This is a genomic window from Zunongwangia atlantica 22II14-10F7, from assembly GCF_002094855.1.
GTDB classification, from domain to species: Bacteria; Bacteroidota; Bacteroidia; order Flavobacteriales; family Flavobacteriaceae; genus Zunongwangia; species Zunongwangia atlantica.
The window spans coordinates 126,381-143,081 of sequence record NZ_ARYN01000008.1 but is presented as its reverse complement, the minus strand read 5'-3'; the positions used below and the strand labels follow the sequence as shown (position 1 = coordinate 143,081).

10 protein-coding genes are annotated in these 16,701 nt (G+C 36.3%); 8 read left to right on the top strand and 2 right to left on the bottom strand.

What is annotated here, in order from left to right; translation table 11 throughout:
- Positions 1-4 precede the first annotated feature (4 nt).
- The 5 genes from IIF7_RS10230 (at position 5) to IIF7_RS10210 (ending at position 10,509) form a co-directional block, all read left to right on the top strand.
- Positions 5-1,546 carry a RagB/SusD family nutrient uptake outer membrane protein gene (locus tag IIF7_RS10230; protein WP_084841589.1) on the top strand — a complete coding sequence of 514 codons (1,542 nt, stop codon included), beginning with the start codon at positions 5-7 and terminating at the stop codon, positions 1,544-1,546.
- 109 nt (positions 1,547-1,655) lie between these two features.
- The gene (locus IIF7_RS10225; RefSeq protein ID WP_084841588.1) at positions 1,656-5,000 is read left to right on the top strand and encodes a VCBS repeat-containing protein; all 3,345 of its coding nucleotides are present in this window, start codon (positions 1,656-1,658) and stop codon (positions 4,998-5,000) included.
- Positions 5,000-8,269 carry a VCBS repeat-containing protein gene (locus tag IIF7_RS10220; RefSeq protein ID WP_084841587.1) on the top strand — a complete coding sequence of 1,090 codons (3,270 nt, stop codon included), beginning with the start codon at positions 5,000-5,002 and terminating at the stop codon, positions 8,267-8,269. The genes IIF7_RS10225 and IIF7_RS10220 overlap by 1 nt, the downstream gene beginning before the upstream one ends.
- Positions 8,270-8,271: 2 nt before the next feature.
- On the top strand, positions 8,272-9,612 hold the full coding sequence (locus IIF7_RS10215) for a vanadium-dependent haloperoxidase (RefSeq protein WP_084841586.1): 1,341 nt from the start codon (positions 8,272-8,274) through the stop codon (positions 9,610-9,612).
- A gap of 3 nt (positions 9,613-9,615) precedes the next feature.
- Positions 9,616-10,509 carry a hypothetical protein gene (locus tag IIF7_RS10210; RefSeq protein WP_084841585.1) on the top strand — a complete coding sequence of 298 codons (894 nt, stop codon included), beginning with the start codon at positions 9,616-9,618 and terminating at the stop codon, positions 10,507-10,509.
- 268 nt (positions 10,510-10,777) lie between these two features.
- On the opposite strand, the gene IIF7_RS10205 is transcribed toward IIF7_RS10210, so the two are convergent.
- Both IIF7_RS10205 and IIF7_RS10200 read right to left on the bottom strand, forming a co-directional pair.
- Positions 10,778-11,431, bottom strand: a complete 654-nt coding sequence (locus tag IIF7_RS10205; RefSeq protein ID WP_084841584.1) for a gluconate 2-dehydrogenase subunit 3 family protein — start codon at positions 11,429-11,431, stop codon at positions 10,778-10,780.
- Positions 11,432-11,440: 9 nt separating this feature from the next.
- Positions 11,441-13,147, bottom strand: a complete 1,707-nt coding sequence (locus IIF7_RS10200) for a GMC oxidoreductase (RefSeq protein WP_084841583.1) — start codon at positions 13,145-13,147, stop codon at positions 11,441-11,443.
- A 148-nt stretch (positions 13,148-13,295) separates the two neighbouring features.
- Here IIF7_RS10200 and IIF7_RS10195 point away from each other — a divergent pair, with 148 nt between their 5' ends.
- The 3 genes from IIF7_RS10195 to IIF7_RS10185 are packed head-to-tail and all read left to right on the top strand — an operon-like array spanning position 13,296 to position 16,694.
- Positions 13,296-14,297 carry a sugar phosphate isomerase/epimerase family protein gene (locus IIF7_RS10195; RefSeq protein ID WP_084841582.1) on the top strand — a complete coding sequence of 334 codons (1,002 nt, stop codon included), beginning with the start codon at positions 13,296-13,298 and terminating at the stop codon, positions 14,295-14,297.
- Between the two features lie 15 nt (positions 14,298-14,312).
- Complete coding sequence (locus IIF7_RS10190; RefSeq protein ID WP_084841581.1) at positions 14,313-15,539, top strand: nucleoside permease; 1,227 nt, start codon at positions 14,313-14,315, stop codon at positions 15,537-15,539.
- A 15-nt stretch (positions 15,540-15,554) separates the two neighbouring features.
- Positions 15,555-16,694: a Gfo/Idh/MocA family protein gene (locus tag IIF7_RS10185; RefSeq protein WP_084841580.1), complete on the top strand. Its 1,140-nt coding sequence runs from the start codon at positions 15,555-15,557 to the stop codon at positions 16,692-16,694.
- The last annotated feature ends 7 nt before the right edge of the window (positions 16,695-16,701 follow it).

The following is a 16,701-nucleotide window of genomic DNA, read 5'->3' as shown; positions in this document are numbered from 1 at the left end:
TATTATGAAAAATAGATTTATACAACTTTCAATACTCTTAGGTGCGCTGGGATCTTTTACAGCGTGTACAGACCTGGAGCTAGATGATACAGATTCTGTATCTCGTGTACAAACCACTGGAGATTTTACTGGGGTTTCAGATGTTGCGGGATCTTTAAGTAACGCATATAACAGTCTTAGAGGAAACATCGAAACTCACGAGAACTTATATGGTCTTAATGAAGGAACTTCAGATGAATTATTAATCCCAACCAGAGGAACAGACTGGGGTGATAATGGTGTTTGGAGAACCCTTCACCAGCATACCTGGGATGCAAACCATAACTTTGTATTAAATACCTGGAATGCATTAAACTCTACTATTTTTAATTTAACTGAAATCATAGCGCCAGAGAGTAATGCTAATGCTCAACAAATCGCAGAGGCCAAATTTCTAAGAGCTTTCAATATGTTTTGGGTTATGGATATGTACGGCCAGGTGCCATTTAGAGGTGTAGATGAAGGGCCAGACGTAAATCCTATGGTAATGACCAGAAGCGAAGCTTTTGATTATGTAATGCAAGATTTAAATGAAGCTATGCCAAATTTGCCAAGCATAGGTCCTGGTGATGGTACTGTACAGGCTTCTAAAGCTGCAGCTCATTATTTATTGGCCAAATTATATCTTAATAAGCATATTTATTTAGGAAGTGGTTCAGCCGCTGCTGCAGATATGACTGCTGTTGTAGAACATGTAGATGCAGTAATGGATGAAGGTTTTGAATTACAAGAAGGATTTTTCGAGATCTTTGAACCTTCTGCAGATTCAGAAACTATTCTTCATACAACTTCAAGTGCTGGAAATAGAATGTGGTCTACCTTACATTATGCACAGGGAACAGATGATAATGCAGCTGGTGGATGGAATGGATTCTCTACTTTAGCTGAATTCTACGATCTTTTTGAAGGTGATGCTAATGTAAATACACCAGGATCTGGACAGGAAGAAAGACGTGGTTATGTACCATTAAATGGAAGTTCTAGCGGAACTTTTATAGGAAAAGGTTTCCTTGTAGGACAACAATACGGAGCTGATGGTTCGCAGCTTACAGATAGAGCTGGTAATCCATTAGTATTTACAAGAGATTTCCCAGGCCTTTTAGGGAACAATGAAAGAAACGGTATTAGAGTTCTTAAATACCATCCATCAAATGGTGCTTATACTGGCCATGTAATCGTATTTCGATTTGCTGACGCCTATCTTATGAAAGCCGAAGCTATTATGCGCGGTGGTACAAGCACAGAAGATGCCTTAACAATGGTAAATAATTTACGTACTATTAGAGAAGCAACTCCGCTAGCTTCATTAAGCGAGCAGGATATGCTAGATGAGCGTGGACGTGAATTATATACTGAATATTGGAGAAGACAAGACCAGATTAGATTTGGAACATTCACTTCTACCTGGGAATTTAAAGACAATACAGAAGAATTTAGAGTACTATTCCCTATTCCTTCTGTGGCCCTTACTTCAAATCCGAATTTGACGCAGAATCCAGGATATTAGGATTAGTCATGCTTTTTAAGAGACTTAAGAGGCGGCCTTCCGTCACTTAGGTCTCTTTTATTTTAATTTTTTTTCTTTACTTGAAGTCATTAATCAGCGTACCCCAACAATGAAAAAATTATCATCAATTTCAGGTTTCTACAATTATTTTGGCTTAGCACTGGTATTTTCAATTTTATTCAGCTGTAATAAGAATAAACAGGAAAAACCAGAAGCACCTAAAGATTTCTTGTTTACAGCAATGCCTGCAGATTCTACCGGCATTTCTTTCATCAATCAGGTAAAAAACGAAAAAGAATTTAATATTTTCAGATATCGTAATTTCTACAACGGTGCCGGTGTTGGTATTGGCGATATTAACAACGATGGTCTTCCCGATGTTTATCTAACTTCAAACATGGGAAAAAACAAACTTTATCTTAATAAGGGAGACTTTAAATTTGAAGATATATCAGCAACTTCAGGAACTCAGGGAGACAGATCATGGTCTACCGGAGTTACTATGGTAGACATCAACAACGATGGTTTATTAGATATTTATGTTTCTAACGCTGGAAACATTGAAGGTGACGATCGAAGAAATGAACTTTTTATAAATAATGGTGATCTAACATTTACCGAGGCTGCTTCAGAATACAATTTAGATGAAGATGGTTTTACAACCCACGCTGCATTTTTTGACTACGATCTTGATGGCGATTTAGATGTATACATCCTGAATAACAGTTTTATCCCGGTTTCAAGCTTAGGTTACAATAATAAAAGAGAACTAAGAGGTAAAGATTGGGACTTGCCTGAAGTTTTTAAAGGTGGTGGCGATAAATTGTTACGAAACGACGATGGTAAATTTACCGATGTTAGCGAAGAAGCCGGTATTTTTGGTAGTCTTATTGGTTTTGGACTTGGAGTTACCCTGGGTGATGTAAACAATGATATGTTACCAGATATTTACGTTTCGAACGACTTTTACGAGCGTGACTATCTATACATTAATAATGGTGATGGGACTTTTAGTGAAGACATCAAAAATCAGGTGGCGCACCTTAGTATGTCTTCGATGGGAGCCGATATGGCCGATATTAACAACGATGGTTTACCAGAAATTTTCGTAACCGATATGCTTCCTGAAAGTGATGAACGTTTAAAAAACACCAGTGAATTTGAACGTTATGATCTACACAAATTAAAGGAAGATCGCGATTTCTTTCATCAGTACATGCAAAACAGTCTTCAGTTAAATAATGGAAACAATAGCTTTTCAGAAATTGCTTTTTATAGTGGTGTGGCACAAACAGATTGGAGTTGGGGCGCACTAATCTTCGATATGGATAACGATGGATTTAAAGATATTTATGTAAGTAACGGGATCTACCATGACCTTACCAACCAGGATTTTATGGATTTCTTTGCCAACGATATTCTTCAGGATATGGTGATTACCGGGCAAAAGAAGGAATTCGATTCTATATTGAACGAAATGCCCAGCACTCCTATTCCTAATTATGCTTTTAAAAATAATGCCGACCTAAGTTTTTCTGATGCGACTGAAGATTGGGGATTTGATACGCCAAGTTTTTCCAATGGTTCAGCTTATGGTGATTTGGATAATGATGGTGATTTAGATCTTATCGTGAATAATGTAAATATGGAATTATTTGTTTACCGTAACGAAACCAACATAAAACGAGATCATAATTATACGAAGATTCAGCTTAAAGGAAACGATAAAAACACCTTCGCCATTGGCAGTAAAGTAACGGTTTTTACAGAAGATAATCAATTAACACAGCAGCTTATTCCTACTCGTGGTTTTCAGTCTTCCGCAGATTACAATTTAACTTTTGGCTTGGGAACAACTAAAAAAATTGATTCCATTCGTGTAATCTGGCCAAATAAAACCGCTTCCTTAAAGACCAATATTAGCATTAATGAGCTTGTGGTTTTTAACCAAGATGAAGCTGAAGAATTTAATTTTCCAGAGCTGAAATCCAGCCAATATTTTAAAGAAATTGATACCGATTTTACCGCGCATCAAGAAGATAATTATATCGATTATGATTATGAAGGCCTTATAAATAAGATGCTCTCTCGGGAAGGTCCTGCAATCGCAGTTGATGATGTAAATAACGATGGAAATGATGATTTTTATATAGCCGGAGCACGAAACCAGTCGGGCGTAGTTTATATTCAGCAAGCTAACGGGAAATTTTCACAACGAATTTTAGACGAAACTGAAGAATCCAAGGTTTTTGAAGAAACCGGCGCGATTTTTACCGATATTAATAATGATGATTTTAAAGATCTAATCTTAATTTCTGGCGGAAATAATATTTATGCTGAAAAAGAGCAATACGAAACCAGAATTTATTTAAATGACGGAAAAGGAAATTTCAGCAAAACTGATTCTGCTTTACCCATAAATGATCAAAATGCGGCTGTTATCGCTGCAAATGATTTTGATAAAGATGGAAAAACCGATCTATTTATAGGTTATCGAAGCGTTCCGGGAGTTTATGGTGTAAATCCAACTCATCAATTATTAAGAAATGCTGGAAATGGGAAATTCAACGCTTTAGATACTTCTATTTTAGACGATATTGGCATGATTACCGATGCAAGTTGGGTAGATATCGACAATGATGGTACGACAGAACTTATCCTTACCGGCGATTGGATGGCTCCTAACATTTTTAAAATTCAGGATAAAAAATTAAACCCAAAAACCTCTAATCTTAGCGAATATGCTGGAGCGTGGAATAGCATGAAAGTTGCAGATCTTAATAAAGACGGGCTACCAGATCTAATTTTGGGTAATCGTGGCACTAATTCTTTTTACAACGCCAGTAAAGAAGATCCTGTAAAAGTTTACATCAGCGATTTTGATAATAACGGTACAACCGAGCAAATTTTTACCCGTACCATAAACGGAAAAGATGTGCCTATTCATTTACGAAGAGAACTTTCTGGCCAGATTTCTTCAGTAAAAAAACAAAACCTAAAATTCGCTGAATACGCGACAAAATCTATCGATCAGTTATTTTCTAAAGAGGTTTTAGACAAAGCCCTAGTTAAAGAAATTAGCAGTTTTAAAAGCATTATCGCGATAAATAAAGGTGATGGAAATTTTGAAATTCAGGAAATGCCGGCGCAGGCACAGTTTAGTTCTATCCACGCCATCGAAACCATGGATATTAATAATGACGGCAATCTAGATATTATTATTGCAGGAAATGATTACGATCTAAAACCTCAATTTTCAAGATTAGATGCAAATTATGGTCTTGTTTTAATCAACGATGGCTATGGTAGTTTTAAAGCTGAAACTTCAGAAAAAACAGGCTTATTCTTTAAAGGTCAGGTTCGGGATCTTAAAATAATTCAGAATAAAAAAGGCGAAAAGTGCTTATTGGTAGGAATTAACGACGAGAAACCGCAATTGTACAAACTTCAGTAATGAAAAAGCTTTGCTACATATTCATTTTTGCTGTTTTAGCGGCCTGTTCTAAGAACGGAAAAGAAGTTCAGGAACCTGCCACTCCTCCCCTTTTTAAAGAATTAGATGCTAAAATCACCAATCTTGATTTTAGCAACACCTTAAGCGAAACCGATAGTCTAAACATTTTAGATTACCTGTATTACTATAATGGTGGCGGCGTGGCGATTGGCGATATCAATAACGATAGCTTACCCGATATTTTTCTTACAGGAAACCAGGTTCCAAATAAATTATTTCTGAATAAAGGAAACCTGCGATTTGAAGACATTACTGAAACCGCCGGAGTTGCGGGAAATTCAGATTGGAATACCGGTACAGCGATTATCGATATTAATGGCGACGGACTTTTAGATATTTATGTTTGCGCCGTTGTGGGTATTAATGGATTAAAAGGAAAAAATGAGCTTTTTATCAATAATGGCGACGGAACTTTTACCGAAAAAGCGGCTGATTATGGTTTAGATTTTCAGAATTATAGTACCAATGTTGCTTTTTTTGATTACGATAACGACGGTGATCTGGATATGTATTTACTGAATCATGCCGTGCATACCGTAAACACCTACGGCCCTGCTGAAATTCGAGAAAAACGAAGCGACAAAAGTGGCGATAAACTGTTAAGGAACGATGGCGGTCACTTTACCGATGTTAGTGAAGAAGCCGGAATTTATGGTGGCCCGAACGGATACGGTCTTGGCATTGCTACAGCCGATTTTAATAACGATGGTTTTACTGATATTTATATAAGTAACGACTTTCATGAAGATGATTTTTATTACATGAATAATGGTGACGGTACATTTACTGAAAGCCTGAAATCTAAATTTGGGCATACCAGCAGGTTCTCGATGGGAAGCGATGCAGCCGATGTTAATAACGACGGCTTTTTGGATATTCTCACTTTAGATATGCTCCCTGATGATGAAAAAGTGATAAAAGCGAGCATGGGCGACGACTCGCCAGATATTCATAAAATGAAAAGTGAACGCCTACATTATCACGAGCAGTTTAGTCGAAATATGCTGCAAATAAATCAGGGTGGTGAGTACTTTCAGGATTTGGGATTAATTAGCGGACTTGCCGCTACAGATTGGAGCTGGAGCGCATTGTTTGCAGATTATGATCTGGATGGACATCAGGATGTTTTTATTTCTACCGGAATTCCAAAACGCCCTAATGATTACGATTATATAAAATATGTCTCGAATAATCAGATTCAAAAAGAACTAAGCCAGGGAAACAAAATCGATAAAAAAGCAATCGAAATGATGCCTTCTGGCGCGGTTACCAACCGAATTTTCAAAGGAAACGAAAACTTAAATTTTAAGGATCTTTCTGGTGCCTGGATTTCAAAAGATAGCATTATGAGTACTGGTTCTGCTTATGCTGATCTCGATAATGATGGTGATTTGGATATTGTGACCAATAATATCAATGCACCGGCAAGAATTTATGAAAACCGAATAGCTGAAAACAATCAAAATTACCTGAAAATAAAACTGGAATATAAAAACCCGAATATTCAGGCGATTGGTAGTAAAGCGATTGTTTATCAAAATAGTAAACGACAGGTAAAACAATTATTTACCACACGCGGATTTCAATCGGCTTCTGAAGCGATTTTACATTTTGGTTTTCCAGATGCTTCAAAAATCGATTCGCTTTTGGTGATCTGGCCAGATAATTCTATTCAGAAATTATCGAATATCGATTTAGGGCAAAGGCTTTACATAAAACTGGCAGAAGATCTTGAAAAAGTAAATTATGCAAATTTGTTTCCGAAGAAAAAAGCCTGGTTTACAAAGGTTGATTCTTTACCCGGTTTAGATTACGAGCACAGAGAAAATCGCTATCAGGATTTTGATCGCCAAAAACTAATTCCGTATCAAATTTCAGATCGTGGTCCCGCGGTGGTGGTAAAAGATATTAATGGCGATGGGAAAGATGATATTTTCTTCGGAAGTGCAAAATTCGCTAATTCTGCCACCTATTTTCAAACCAAAAATGGCTTCGAAAAACAAACAATTTCGGCTTTAGAGGAAGACATGCGTTCCGAAGATGTTTCTGCAGTTATTGAAGATTTTGACAATAATGGTGAAAACGATCTGTTGGTAGTCTCTGGCGGCGGCGAATATTATGGCGAGAACAAAGCTTTATTGGATCGTTTGTATCTTCAGAAGAAAAATAACTTCAGCAAAACTGATTTCCCAGAGTATTTTGAAAACGGAAGTGTTGTAAAAGCGGCCGATTATGATAATGACGGTTATTTAGATTTGTTTATTGGCGGTGCAGCGGTTTCTAACGATTTTGGGAAAATTCCGCAGTCATTTTTATTGAAAAATGAGAATGGAAATTTCAGTATTGATAAAGAAAATGAACTTGGTGAGATAGGAATGATTACCGATGCGATTTGGACAGATTTTAATAATGATGGCCAAATAGATCTTATTGTTGTTGGCGAATGGATGGCGCCAAAATTCTTCGAAAATCAAAACGGAAAGCTTAAACCTTACAAAATTGAAACTGGTTTAAAAGGTTTATGGCAAAGTATCGCTGAATTTGATATTGATGGCGATGGCGATAAAGATTACCTGTTAGGAAACTGGGGACTAAACACAAAACTGAATGCAAACAGGGAAAATCCGCTTAAAATATATTATCTTGATTTTGATAACAACGGAAGCACAGAAACCATTCTCGCCCAGGAGAAAAACGGCAAATATTATCCCGTAAATGGTTTAGATATGCTGGTAGGACAATTGTCTTATCTGCGCAAAAAGTTCCCCAATTATAAAAGTTTTGCTGGAAAAAGCATCGAAGAAATTTTCGATAAGGAACAGCTGGAAAAAGCTGAGATCTTGAAGGTTAAAACATTAGCTTCAGGATATCTTTTAAATAAAGATGGAAACTTCAGTTTTAAAGAGTTTAAAAATCCGTTGCAAATTTCGCCAATAACAGCATTTTTAGAGCATGACTTTAATGAAGACGGTAAAACCGAAATGCTAATTGGCGGTAATTATTTTGGAACCATACCATACCACGGCAAATTCGATCAACTCGCCGGCAGTATCCTGCAATCTGTCGACACTTATATCGAAGCCAAAGATCTTGGTATTAATTTTACACAAAAAGCAGTAATTAGTCTTGATATTTTAAATTTTGCAGATCAGGATTATTTGCTAGTAACCTATAACAACAACAAACCAGAAGTTTATAAACTTAACTAAGCATGAGAAAAGCTCTAATATTACTTTTAAGTATAGCAATTCTTAGTGGCTGTGCAGACGATAAAAATACTAATGCGGGAGCGGTAGTTATTAACGCTTCAGATTATCACGCCTCTCTAGACCAAATTACCAACATTATGGTGCACGACATTTTCTCGCCACCGGTAGCAAGCCGAATTTATTCGTATTCTAATCTTGCTGCTTACGAGATCGTAGCGCAGCATAATCCCGAATTCGAATCACTAACAAAAAAGATAAATGCAGATATTTCTATACCTGTATTAGATACAACCAAAGCTATCGATTACAGAATGGCGGCCTTAATCGCACAGTTGGAAATTGGTAAAACGCTTATTTTTTCTGAAGCTGAAATTACCAATTACAGGGATAGCTTATTTGTAAGCTGGAAAGAAAATAATGAAGAGATTTTTACAAATTCTGAAGCCTACGGAATGCAGGTTGCCGATGCTTTTAAGAAATGGATCGATAAAGACAATTACAAAGAAACGCGCACGATGCCTAAATTTTCGGTATATACTGAAGATGTTTCGCGATGGCAACCTACTCCCCCAACCTATATGGATGGAATAGAACCACATTGGATGAAAATTAGACCTTTCACTTTAGATTCAGCTTCACAATTTAAGCCAGAACCTCATCCTGAATTTTCTATGGAAGAAGGATCTGATTTTCACAAAGAATTGATGGAGGTTTACGAAGTGCGGAACCTAATGGATGAAACCGGAAACAAATCTGAAGAGATGTCTATCGCTAAATTTTGGGATTGTAATCCTTATGTTTCTACACAGCGCGGACATTTAATGTTTGCTACCAAAAAAATTACTCCGGGAGGCCACTGGATTGGTATTACAAAAATTGCCTGTAAAAAGGCTAATCTCGACTTTGATAAAACCGTTTATGCTTACACAACTACCAGTATGGGAATCGCCGACGCTTTTATAAGCTGCTGGGATGAGAAATACCGTAGTAATTTGGTTCGTCCAGAAACGCTTATCAATAAGTTTATCGACGACCTATGGAAGCCTGTTTTACAAACACCACCATTTCCAGAATACACTAGTGGACATTCTGTGGTAAGTGGTGCTTCTGCTGAAGTTTTAACCCAGCTATTTGGAGATCAATTTCAGTTTTTAGACGACACTGAAGTGCGTTATGGATTACCCGAAAGAGAATACACCTCTTTTAGAAACGCAGCTAAAGAAGCGGCTCTAAGCAGGCTTTATGGTGGTATTCATTATCGCTCGGCTATAGAAAATGGCTTAGATCAGGGAATACTATTGGGACAAAATGTGATTAAGACCTTAAATGTAAAAGCTTTGTAACTAATGAAGAAAGTACTTTTAGGACTATTTATAGTAGGCTTAGTTGGTATTTCTATTTGGTATTTTGCAGTGAAACCCTACGATTATAGCATTGCTTTTACCACTACTACCCCAAGCGGAATCATTTATGAAAAAATACAACATTGGAGATATTCTAGTTTTTCTAATGCTGAAATTATAGACGAAAACTTAAACAAACAGGTAAAGCATAAACTCAATTTTAACGATAAATCTTTAATTATCGATTGGGAAATTAACAGGCTAAATGATTCGGTTAACAAAATAAAAGCCGTTGTTAGCCATCCAGAAGATGTTATTTCCAGCCGATTTTCGTTGCTTATTGGTAAAATTAAAGAACAGGACAGCCTTAAAAAAGAGCTCGAAATTATTAGAAAATCGCTTGAAGAAGATAAGAGCAATTACAGTATCGAAATTATTGGCGAAGCAAAAGCTCCTAAAACAGATTGTGCATGCATTAGTTTAAAAGGACAGCTGCAACAAAAAGCAATGCTTATGATGACCAATATTGGTTATTTATCAGATTATATTTTAGAACATGATTTAGAAATGCCAGCCAAACCTAGAGTTTTGGTTAAAAATTGGGATAAAGAAACCAATGAAATTAAGTTTGATTTTTGCTTTCCTATCATTAAAAAAGAAGGATTACCAGAAAGCGACAAAATCAAGCTAAAAACACTACCATCATTTAATGCGATGCATGTAGTTTTTAACGGAAATTACCTTTTTACGCATTACGGCTGGTATAAGCTACAGGATTACGCCAAATCCAAAGGTTTACAACTTAGTGAGCAGGTTTTAGAGGTTTTTAATGACAATCCTGAAATGGGAGGAAATTCTATAGAATGGAAAACCGATATTTATACCTTAGTTAGATAAAATTTTCAGAAAAAATTATTGCTGAAAATATCGAATTTCAGCTAAGTGTTTATTTCTTTTTTTTTGCACTTTCCTGAAATTCTTAAACCGATTATTTTTCAGAAAAATAAAATACCAAGATTCAATAAAAAAAGCTGTCTTTTTTTAGAAGACAGCTTTTTTCCGGATAATTAGTAATTCTCAAGTCAATTTACTCAGATAAATTAACTTCTAACAATATACTCCAATTTTTGCTTATAAACAGTTTTAGATTGAAGTAATTTAGATTTTAAAGCGACATTGCTTTACCGCCACCAAATTCTTCAACACTGCCACAAGGAACATATTCTCCTGGAATTGGATCGTACCAAAGTACGTTTTCACCAATTTGTTCGCTTGTTTTCCAGGCCCAAATTCCCATATCTCTTACAGACTCTAAATATGCAAGAGCACCAGAATCATGGTTCATTTCTAATTCTTCTTCAGGAGATTGATCCTGGGGATCCTGGCTTTCAGTATTTCGTTTTGGTCTAAAGCTCTCTTTCTCTTCAGGAGTAGCTTTTAGATATTTAGCAATAATTTTATCAAATTCTTCCGGAGTACCGTTTCCTGGATCTTTATCGAATTCTTTTTCAAAAGCACCGGCAAATGCATCTGCAGATTTTTTAAAATCATTTTGCTGAGATTCTGGAGCTACTTCAGCCATATAAGAATCGATAAATTCAGCAATATTTAATTCACTTGCACCAGCAGTATCTGTTTTAGGAAGAATAATATCTAAAACTTCTTTCAGAATAAAACCATTTGATGCAGTTAAATATGTAGGCTGCCAATCGTAAGAAGGCTCGCTTTTACAACTTTGCAGTAAGCTTAAGGTACTTGGCCCAACGACCATCACTCCAGCTCCTAATCCTATATTTCTTAAGGCTTGTCTTCTATTCATGATTTTGGTTTATGCGTTAGACGAATTTTTAAAGTTTTTTGAAGCATGATCTGCTGCTCTGGCAGTCATCGCCATATATGTTAATGAAGGGTTTTGGCATCCAGAAGACGTCATAAAAGAACCATCTGTAACATATACGTTTTTCACTGTGTGAACCTGGTTATTACCATTTAAAACCGAAGTTTTAGGATCACGTCCCATTCTTGCAGTTCCCATTTCATGAATTCCAAGACCAGGAGCTCCAAGATTATCGTAAGAAGAAATGTCACGACAACCTGCTTTTTCTAGCATGGCGATTGCCTGTTCTTTCATATCCTTACGCATTTTAAGCTCGTTATCTTTAAACTCGGCATCAAAAGTAACTGTTGGTAATCCCCATTTATCTAACTTATCATAATCTAAAGTCATTTTATTTTCGTGGTAAGGAAGACATTCTCCAAAAGCTAAAAGTCCCATTGTCCAACCACCTGGCTTAACAATTGCTTCTTTTAGTTCTTTACCATAACCAAGCTCGGCAACGGCTTCTTGCCAGTCTCCACGGCTAGCACCACCCTGGTAACCATAACCTCTAATAAAATCCAGACCTTCATTATCTGTTAAGTTTCTAAAACGCGGAAGATAAATTCCGTTTGGTTTTCTTCCTTTATAATAAGAATCTTCAAATCCGTCAAATTTACCAGAAGCTCCTACCTGGAAGTGATGGTCCATAACATTATGTCCTAACTCACCACTATCATTTCCTAAACCATCAGGAAATCTATCAGATTTAGATTGCATTAAAATACTGGTTGAAGCAATGGCTGATGCACAAAGGAAAATTACATTGGCTTTAAATACCATTTCCTCTTTGGTTTCAGTATCGATTACTTTAACACCTGTAGCTTCTTTAGTATCTGGATCGTATAAAACCTCACTTACAATAGAAAATGGTCTTAACGTCATATTATTAGTCTTACTTGCAGCTGGCAAGGTAGACGAAGGGCTACTAAAGTATCCTCCATAAGGACAACCTCTTACACAACGGTTTCTAAATTGGCAGTTAGAACGTCCTTCAAATTTTTTATCTCCCGTAATATGTGCTACTCGTCCTGCCGTTAATACACGCCCATCAAAATTTTCTGCAATTCTTTCTCTTACATGTTCCTCTACACAGTTAAGATCCATTGGTGGAAGAAAATTTCCATCTGGTAATTGAGAAAGTCCTTCTTTACGCCCACTTACTCCAATAAAGGATTCTACATAATCATACCAGGGAGCGATATCTTTATAACGAATAGGCCAATCTACGGCTACACCATCTTTTTTATTTGCTCCAAAATCTAAATCACTTAAACGATAGCTATGGCGTCCCCACATAATCGAACGCCCACCAACATGATATCCACGCATCCAATCAAACCTTTTAGTCTCGTTATATGGATGATCTATATCATCTACAAACCAGTGTGCACTGGCTTTATTTGTGGTATATCCTGTACGTGCCTGTTTTTGCTGGCGCGCAGCTTCTTCACGGGTTTGCTGCCCTTTAAATTTATAATCCCATGGATCATCATTCATCGTAGGATAGTCTTTTACATGTTCTACCATACGACCTCTTTCTAATACTAGGGTTTTAAATCCCTTCTCACATAATTCTTTTGCGGCCCATCCCCCGCTAATACCTGTTCCTACCACAATGGCGTCATAGGTATCGTTTTCGTAATAACTTTTGCTCACGGTAATGTTATTGGTTAATAATTTGATAATCGAATCTTCTCAAATATATAAATTATTGCGTATAATTTCACATCTTTGAAAAAAACTATACATTTATGACGCTAAAAAAATTAATCTCACATTTTTTTTAAACATATTAACACATTCTATGAATAAAAAATTATCCCGATTTCGCATCTTAATTTTGGGGGTAATTGTCTTTAATTTATTACTGCTTTCCTGTAAAAACAAAGAAGCTGAAAATAAAGACGATAGCTCCGCAGCCATTGATTCTACTGAAAGCAATGAGCCTTTCTTTAAATTGAGTTTAGCCCAATGGTCTTTAGAGAAACCTATTCACGAAGGTGAATTAGATCCTGTAGATTTTGCTGAAAAAGCAAAAGAATTAGGATTTAATGGTATTGAATATGTAAATCAGCTTTATTTTGATAAATATCGAAATTCTGAAGATCCAGAAGCTGCTTTCTCTCAACTTTTAGACACTTTAAAAGCAAAAAGTGAAGAGTTTGATGTTAAAAATGTGCTTATCATGGTAGATGGTGAAGGTGATCTAGCCGCAAACGATGATACTGAAAGAGCAGATGCTGTAGAAAAACATAAACGTTGGGTTGATGCCGCAAAATTTTTAGGTTGTCATGCTATTAGGGTAAATTTATTTGGAAGTAATAACGAGGCTGAATGGAAAAGCAATGCGGTAAAAGGGCTTACAGAAATATCCAATTATGCTTCTACCCAAAAAATTAATGTCTTGGTTGAAAATCATGGTGGCTTATCCAGTAACGGAAAGTTAATAGCTGAAGTAATGGAAGAAGTAGATCTACCAAACTGTGGAACACTACCAGATTTTGGTAATTTCTGCCTAAAAAGAAAAGACGGTAAAATGTGGGGTACAGAATGTATCGAAGAATATCCGGTTTATCAGGGAGTCGAAGAAATGATTCCTTTTGCCAAAGCGGTAAGTGCAAAAACTTACGAGTTTGATGAAAATGGAAAAGAAACAACTTTGGATATTGGCAGAATTTTGAAAATTGTGAAAGATTCTGGCTACAAAGGTTGGATTGGTGTAGAATACGAAGGCACCGGTTTAGAACCTGAAGAAGGAATTTTAAAAACTAAGGAATTATTACTTAACGAAGCTAAGCAGCTTTAAACATTACTACACACTATGAAGAAACTGGTAAGATTTCAATTATCCCTAATGATGTTCTTAGAATTTTTCATTTGGGGTGGTTGGTTTGTAACTCTTGGAACCTTTTTAGCAGATAATCTGCAAGCCACAGGAGCAGAAACCGCAATGGCTTTTTCAACACAATCCTGGGGTGCCATTATCGCTCCGTTTATAATTGGGCTAATTGCCGATAGATTTTTTAATGCTGAACGAATTTTAGGAGTGCTTCATTTAATTGGTGCTGTTTTAATGTACATGATGTACAGCTCTGTAGACTTCGGAAGTTTTTATCCTTATGTGCTTAGTTATATGATCCTTTACATGCCAACACTGGCACTGGTTAATTCAATTTCTTTTGCACAAATGAAAGATCCTTCAAAAGAATTTTCTAATGTTAGGGTTTTTGGAACGATAGGTTGGATTATCTCTGGTTTAGTGATAAGTTTTGTTTTTGCATGGGATTCTGAAGCTGCAAGAGCTGAAGGTATGCTTAAAAACACGTTTTTAATGGTAGCAATCGCTTCAGCATTTTTAGGCTTATTTAGCTTTAGCTTACCTAAAACTCCGCCTTCAGGAAAAGGTGAAAAAATAACGATCAAAGATATTTTAGGATTAGAAGCTATAGGATTATTAAAGAACAGAAACTTTTTTATGTTCTTTTTATCTTCAATATTGATCTGTATTCCACTTGCCTTTTATTATCAAAATGCAAATCCATTTTTAGCTGAAGTTGGTATGGGCTCTCCTACCGCTAAAATGGCCATAGGACAGGTTTCAGAAGCTTTATTTTTATTGCTTATTCCTTTTTTCTTCAAAAGGTATGGATTTAAAATTACGCTTATTGCAGGAATGCTGGCATGGACCATACGATACCTATTATTCGCTTATGGAAATGCAGACGAATTAGTATTTATGCTTTACTTAGGAATTGCTTTACACGGTATCTGCTACGATTTCTTCTTTGTATCAGGGCAGATCTATACCGATTCTAAAGCAGGACCAAAAATTAAAAGTGCAGCGCAGGGATTAATCACACTAGCTACTTATGGAGTTGGAATGTTAATTGGTTTTTGGGTAGCAGGACAAATTAGTGATATGTATCTTAATGCAGATGGCACTCACAATTGGTCTAATATCTGGATCGTACCAGCTGGTTTTGCTTTTGTGGTGATGATTGTTTTTGCTATCTTTTTCCGCAATGAAAAGGTTGAATACTCAGAATAAAAATTAAAAAATAAAATGGGAAAGAAAATTAAACTGGGCATCCTTGGTGGTGGCGGTGATTCATTAATTGGTGTTTTACATCGTGTTGCATCTTCAATGTTCGATAAATTTGAAGTTGCCGGTGGGGTATTTAATACAGACATCAATGAAAGTTTAAAATTTGCTGAAGAACTTGGTATTGGTACAGATCGTATCTATGCCAATCTAGATGAATTTATAGAACAGGAAAATAAACTACCAGAAGAAGATAGGATTCAGGTAGTATCTGTACTTACCCCTAACTTTCTCCATTTTCCTATGGCGAAGCAACTTGTAGAAGGTGGCTTTCACGTGATTTGTGAAAAACCAATGACCACTACTCTAGAGGAAGCTAAAATTCTAAAAGAAGCTTCAGATAAAGCAGGAAAAGTTTTTGCGGTGACTTATACTTACACGGGATATCCAATGGTACGCCAAATGCGTGAAATGATCACTTCAGGAAAATTGGGTAAAATTCAAAAGATCGATGTTCAATATTATCAGGGATGGATAAATCCAATAATCCACGATAAAGAACAGCGAAATACCATTTGGCGTTTAGATCCAGAAAAATCTGGAATTAGCTGTTGTATTGGTGATATTGGTACACATGCCTACGATATGATTGAATATGTTACTGGTATGGAGGTGAAAAAGATCCTGGCAGACCTTAATTATCTTTACGATGATAACCAAATGGATATTGATGGTACTGTTTTACTAAGGTTTGAAGATAAGGTAAAAGGAGTACTTAGAGCAAGCCAGATCGCTACCGGTGAGGAAAACAACTTTACTGTAAAAGTTTATGGCGATAAAGCCGGAATAAAATGGGAGCAGGAAAATCCTAATTATCTTTATTTATTAGAAGAAAATAAACCTTTGCAGGTCTTAAAACCGGGACATGCTTATAATAGCGATTTTTCTTTAAGCGGAACAAAATTACCACCAGGACACCCTGAAGGTATTTTCGATTCTATGGGGAATATTTATCATGGCGTAGCAAAAGCGATATTAGGAGTAGATGCTTTTGATGGCGAATATCCAACAATTACAGATGGTTTACGCGGAATGAACTTTATCGAAAAGGCCGTAGAAAGCCATAAAAATGGTAATGTTTGGACAAGCATAGACGAATAATCTGAAA

Coding starts and splice junctions, on each gene's coding strand:
- IIF7_RS10230 (WP_084841589.1), top strand. CDS start 5: ATGAAAAATAGATTTATACAACTTTCAATACTCTTAGGTGCGCTGGGA.
- IIF7_RS10225 (WP_084841588.1), top strand. CDS start 1,656: ATGAAAAAATTATCATCAATTTCAGGTTTCTACAATTATTTTGGCTTA.
- IIF7_RS10220 (WP_084841587.1), top strand. CDS start 5,000: ATGAAAAAGCTTTGCTACATATTCATTTTTGCTGTTTTAGCGGCCTGT.
- IIF7_RS10215 (WP_084841586.1), top strand. CDS start 8,272: ATGAGAAAAGCTCTAATATTACTTTTAAGTATAGCAATTCTTAGTGGC.
- IIF7_RS10210 (WP_084841585.1), top strand. CDS start 9,616: ATGAAGAAAGTACTTTTAGGACTATTTATAGTAGGCTTAGTTGGTATT.
- IIF7_RS10205 (WP_084841584.1), bottom strand. CDS start 11,431: ATGAATAGAAGACAAGCCTTAAGAAATATAGGATTAGGAGCTGGAGTG.
- IIF7_RS10195 (WP_084841582.1), top strand. CDS start 13,296: ATGAATAAAAAATTATCCCGATTTCGCATCTTAATTTTGGGGGTAATT.
- IIF7_RS10190 (WP_084841581.1), top strand. CDS start 14,313: ATGAAGAAACTGGTAAGATTTCAATTATCCCTAATGATGTTCTTAGAA.
- IIF7_RS10185 (WP_084841580.1), top strand. CDS start 15,555: ATGGGAAAGAAAATTAAACTGGGCATCCTTGGTGGTGGCGGTGATTCA.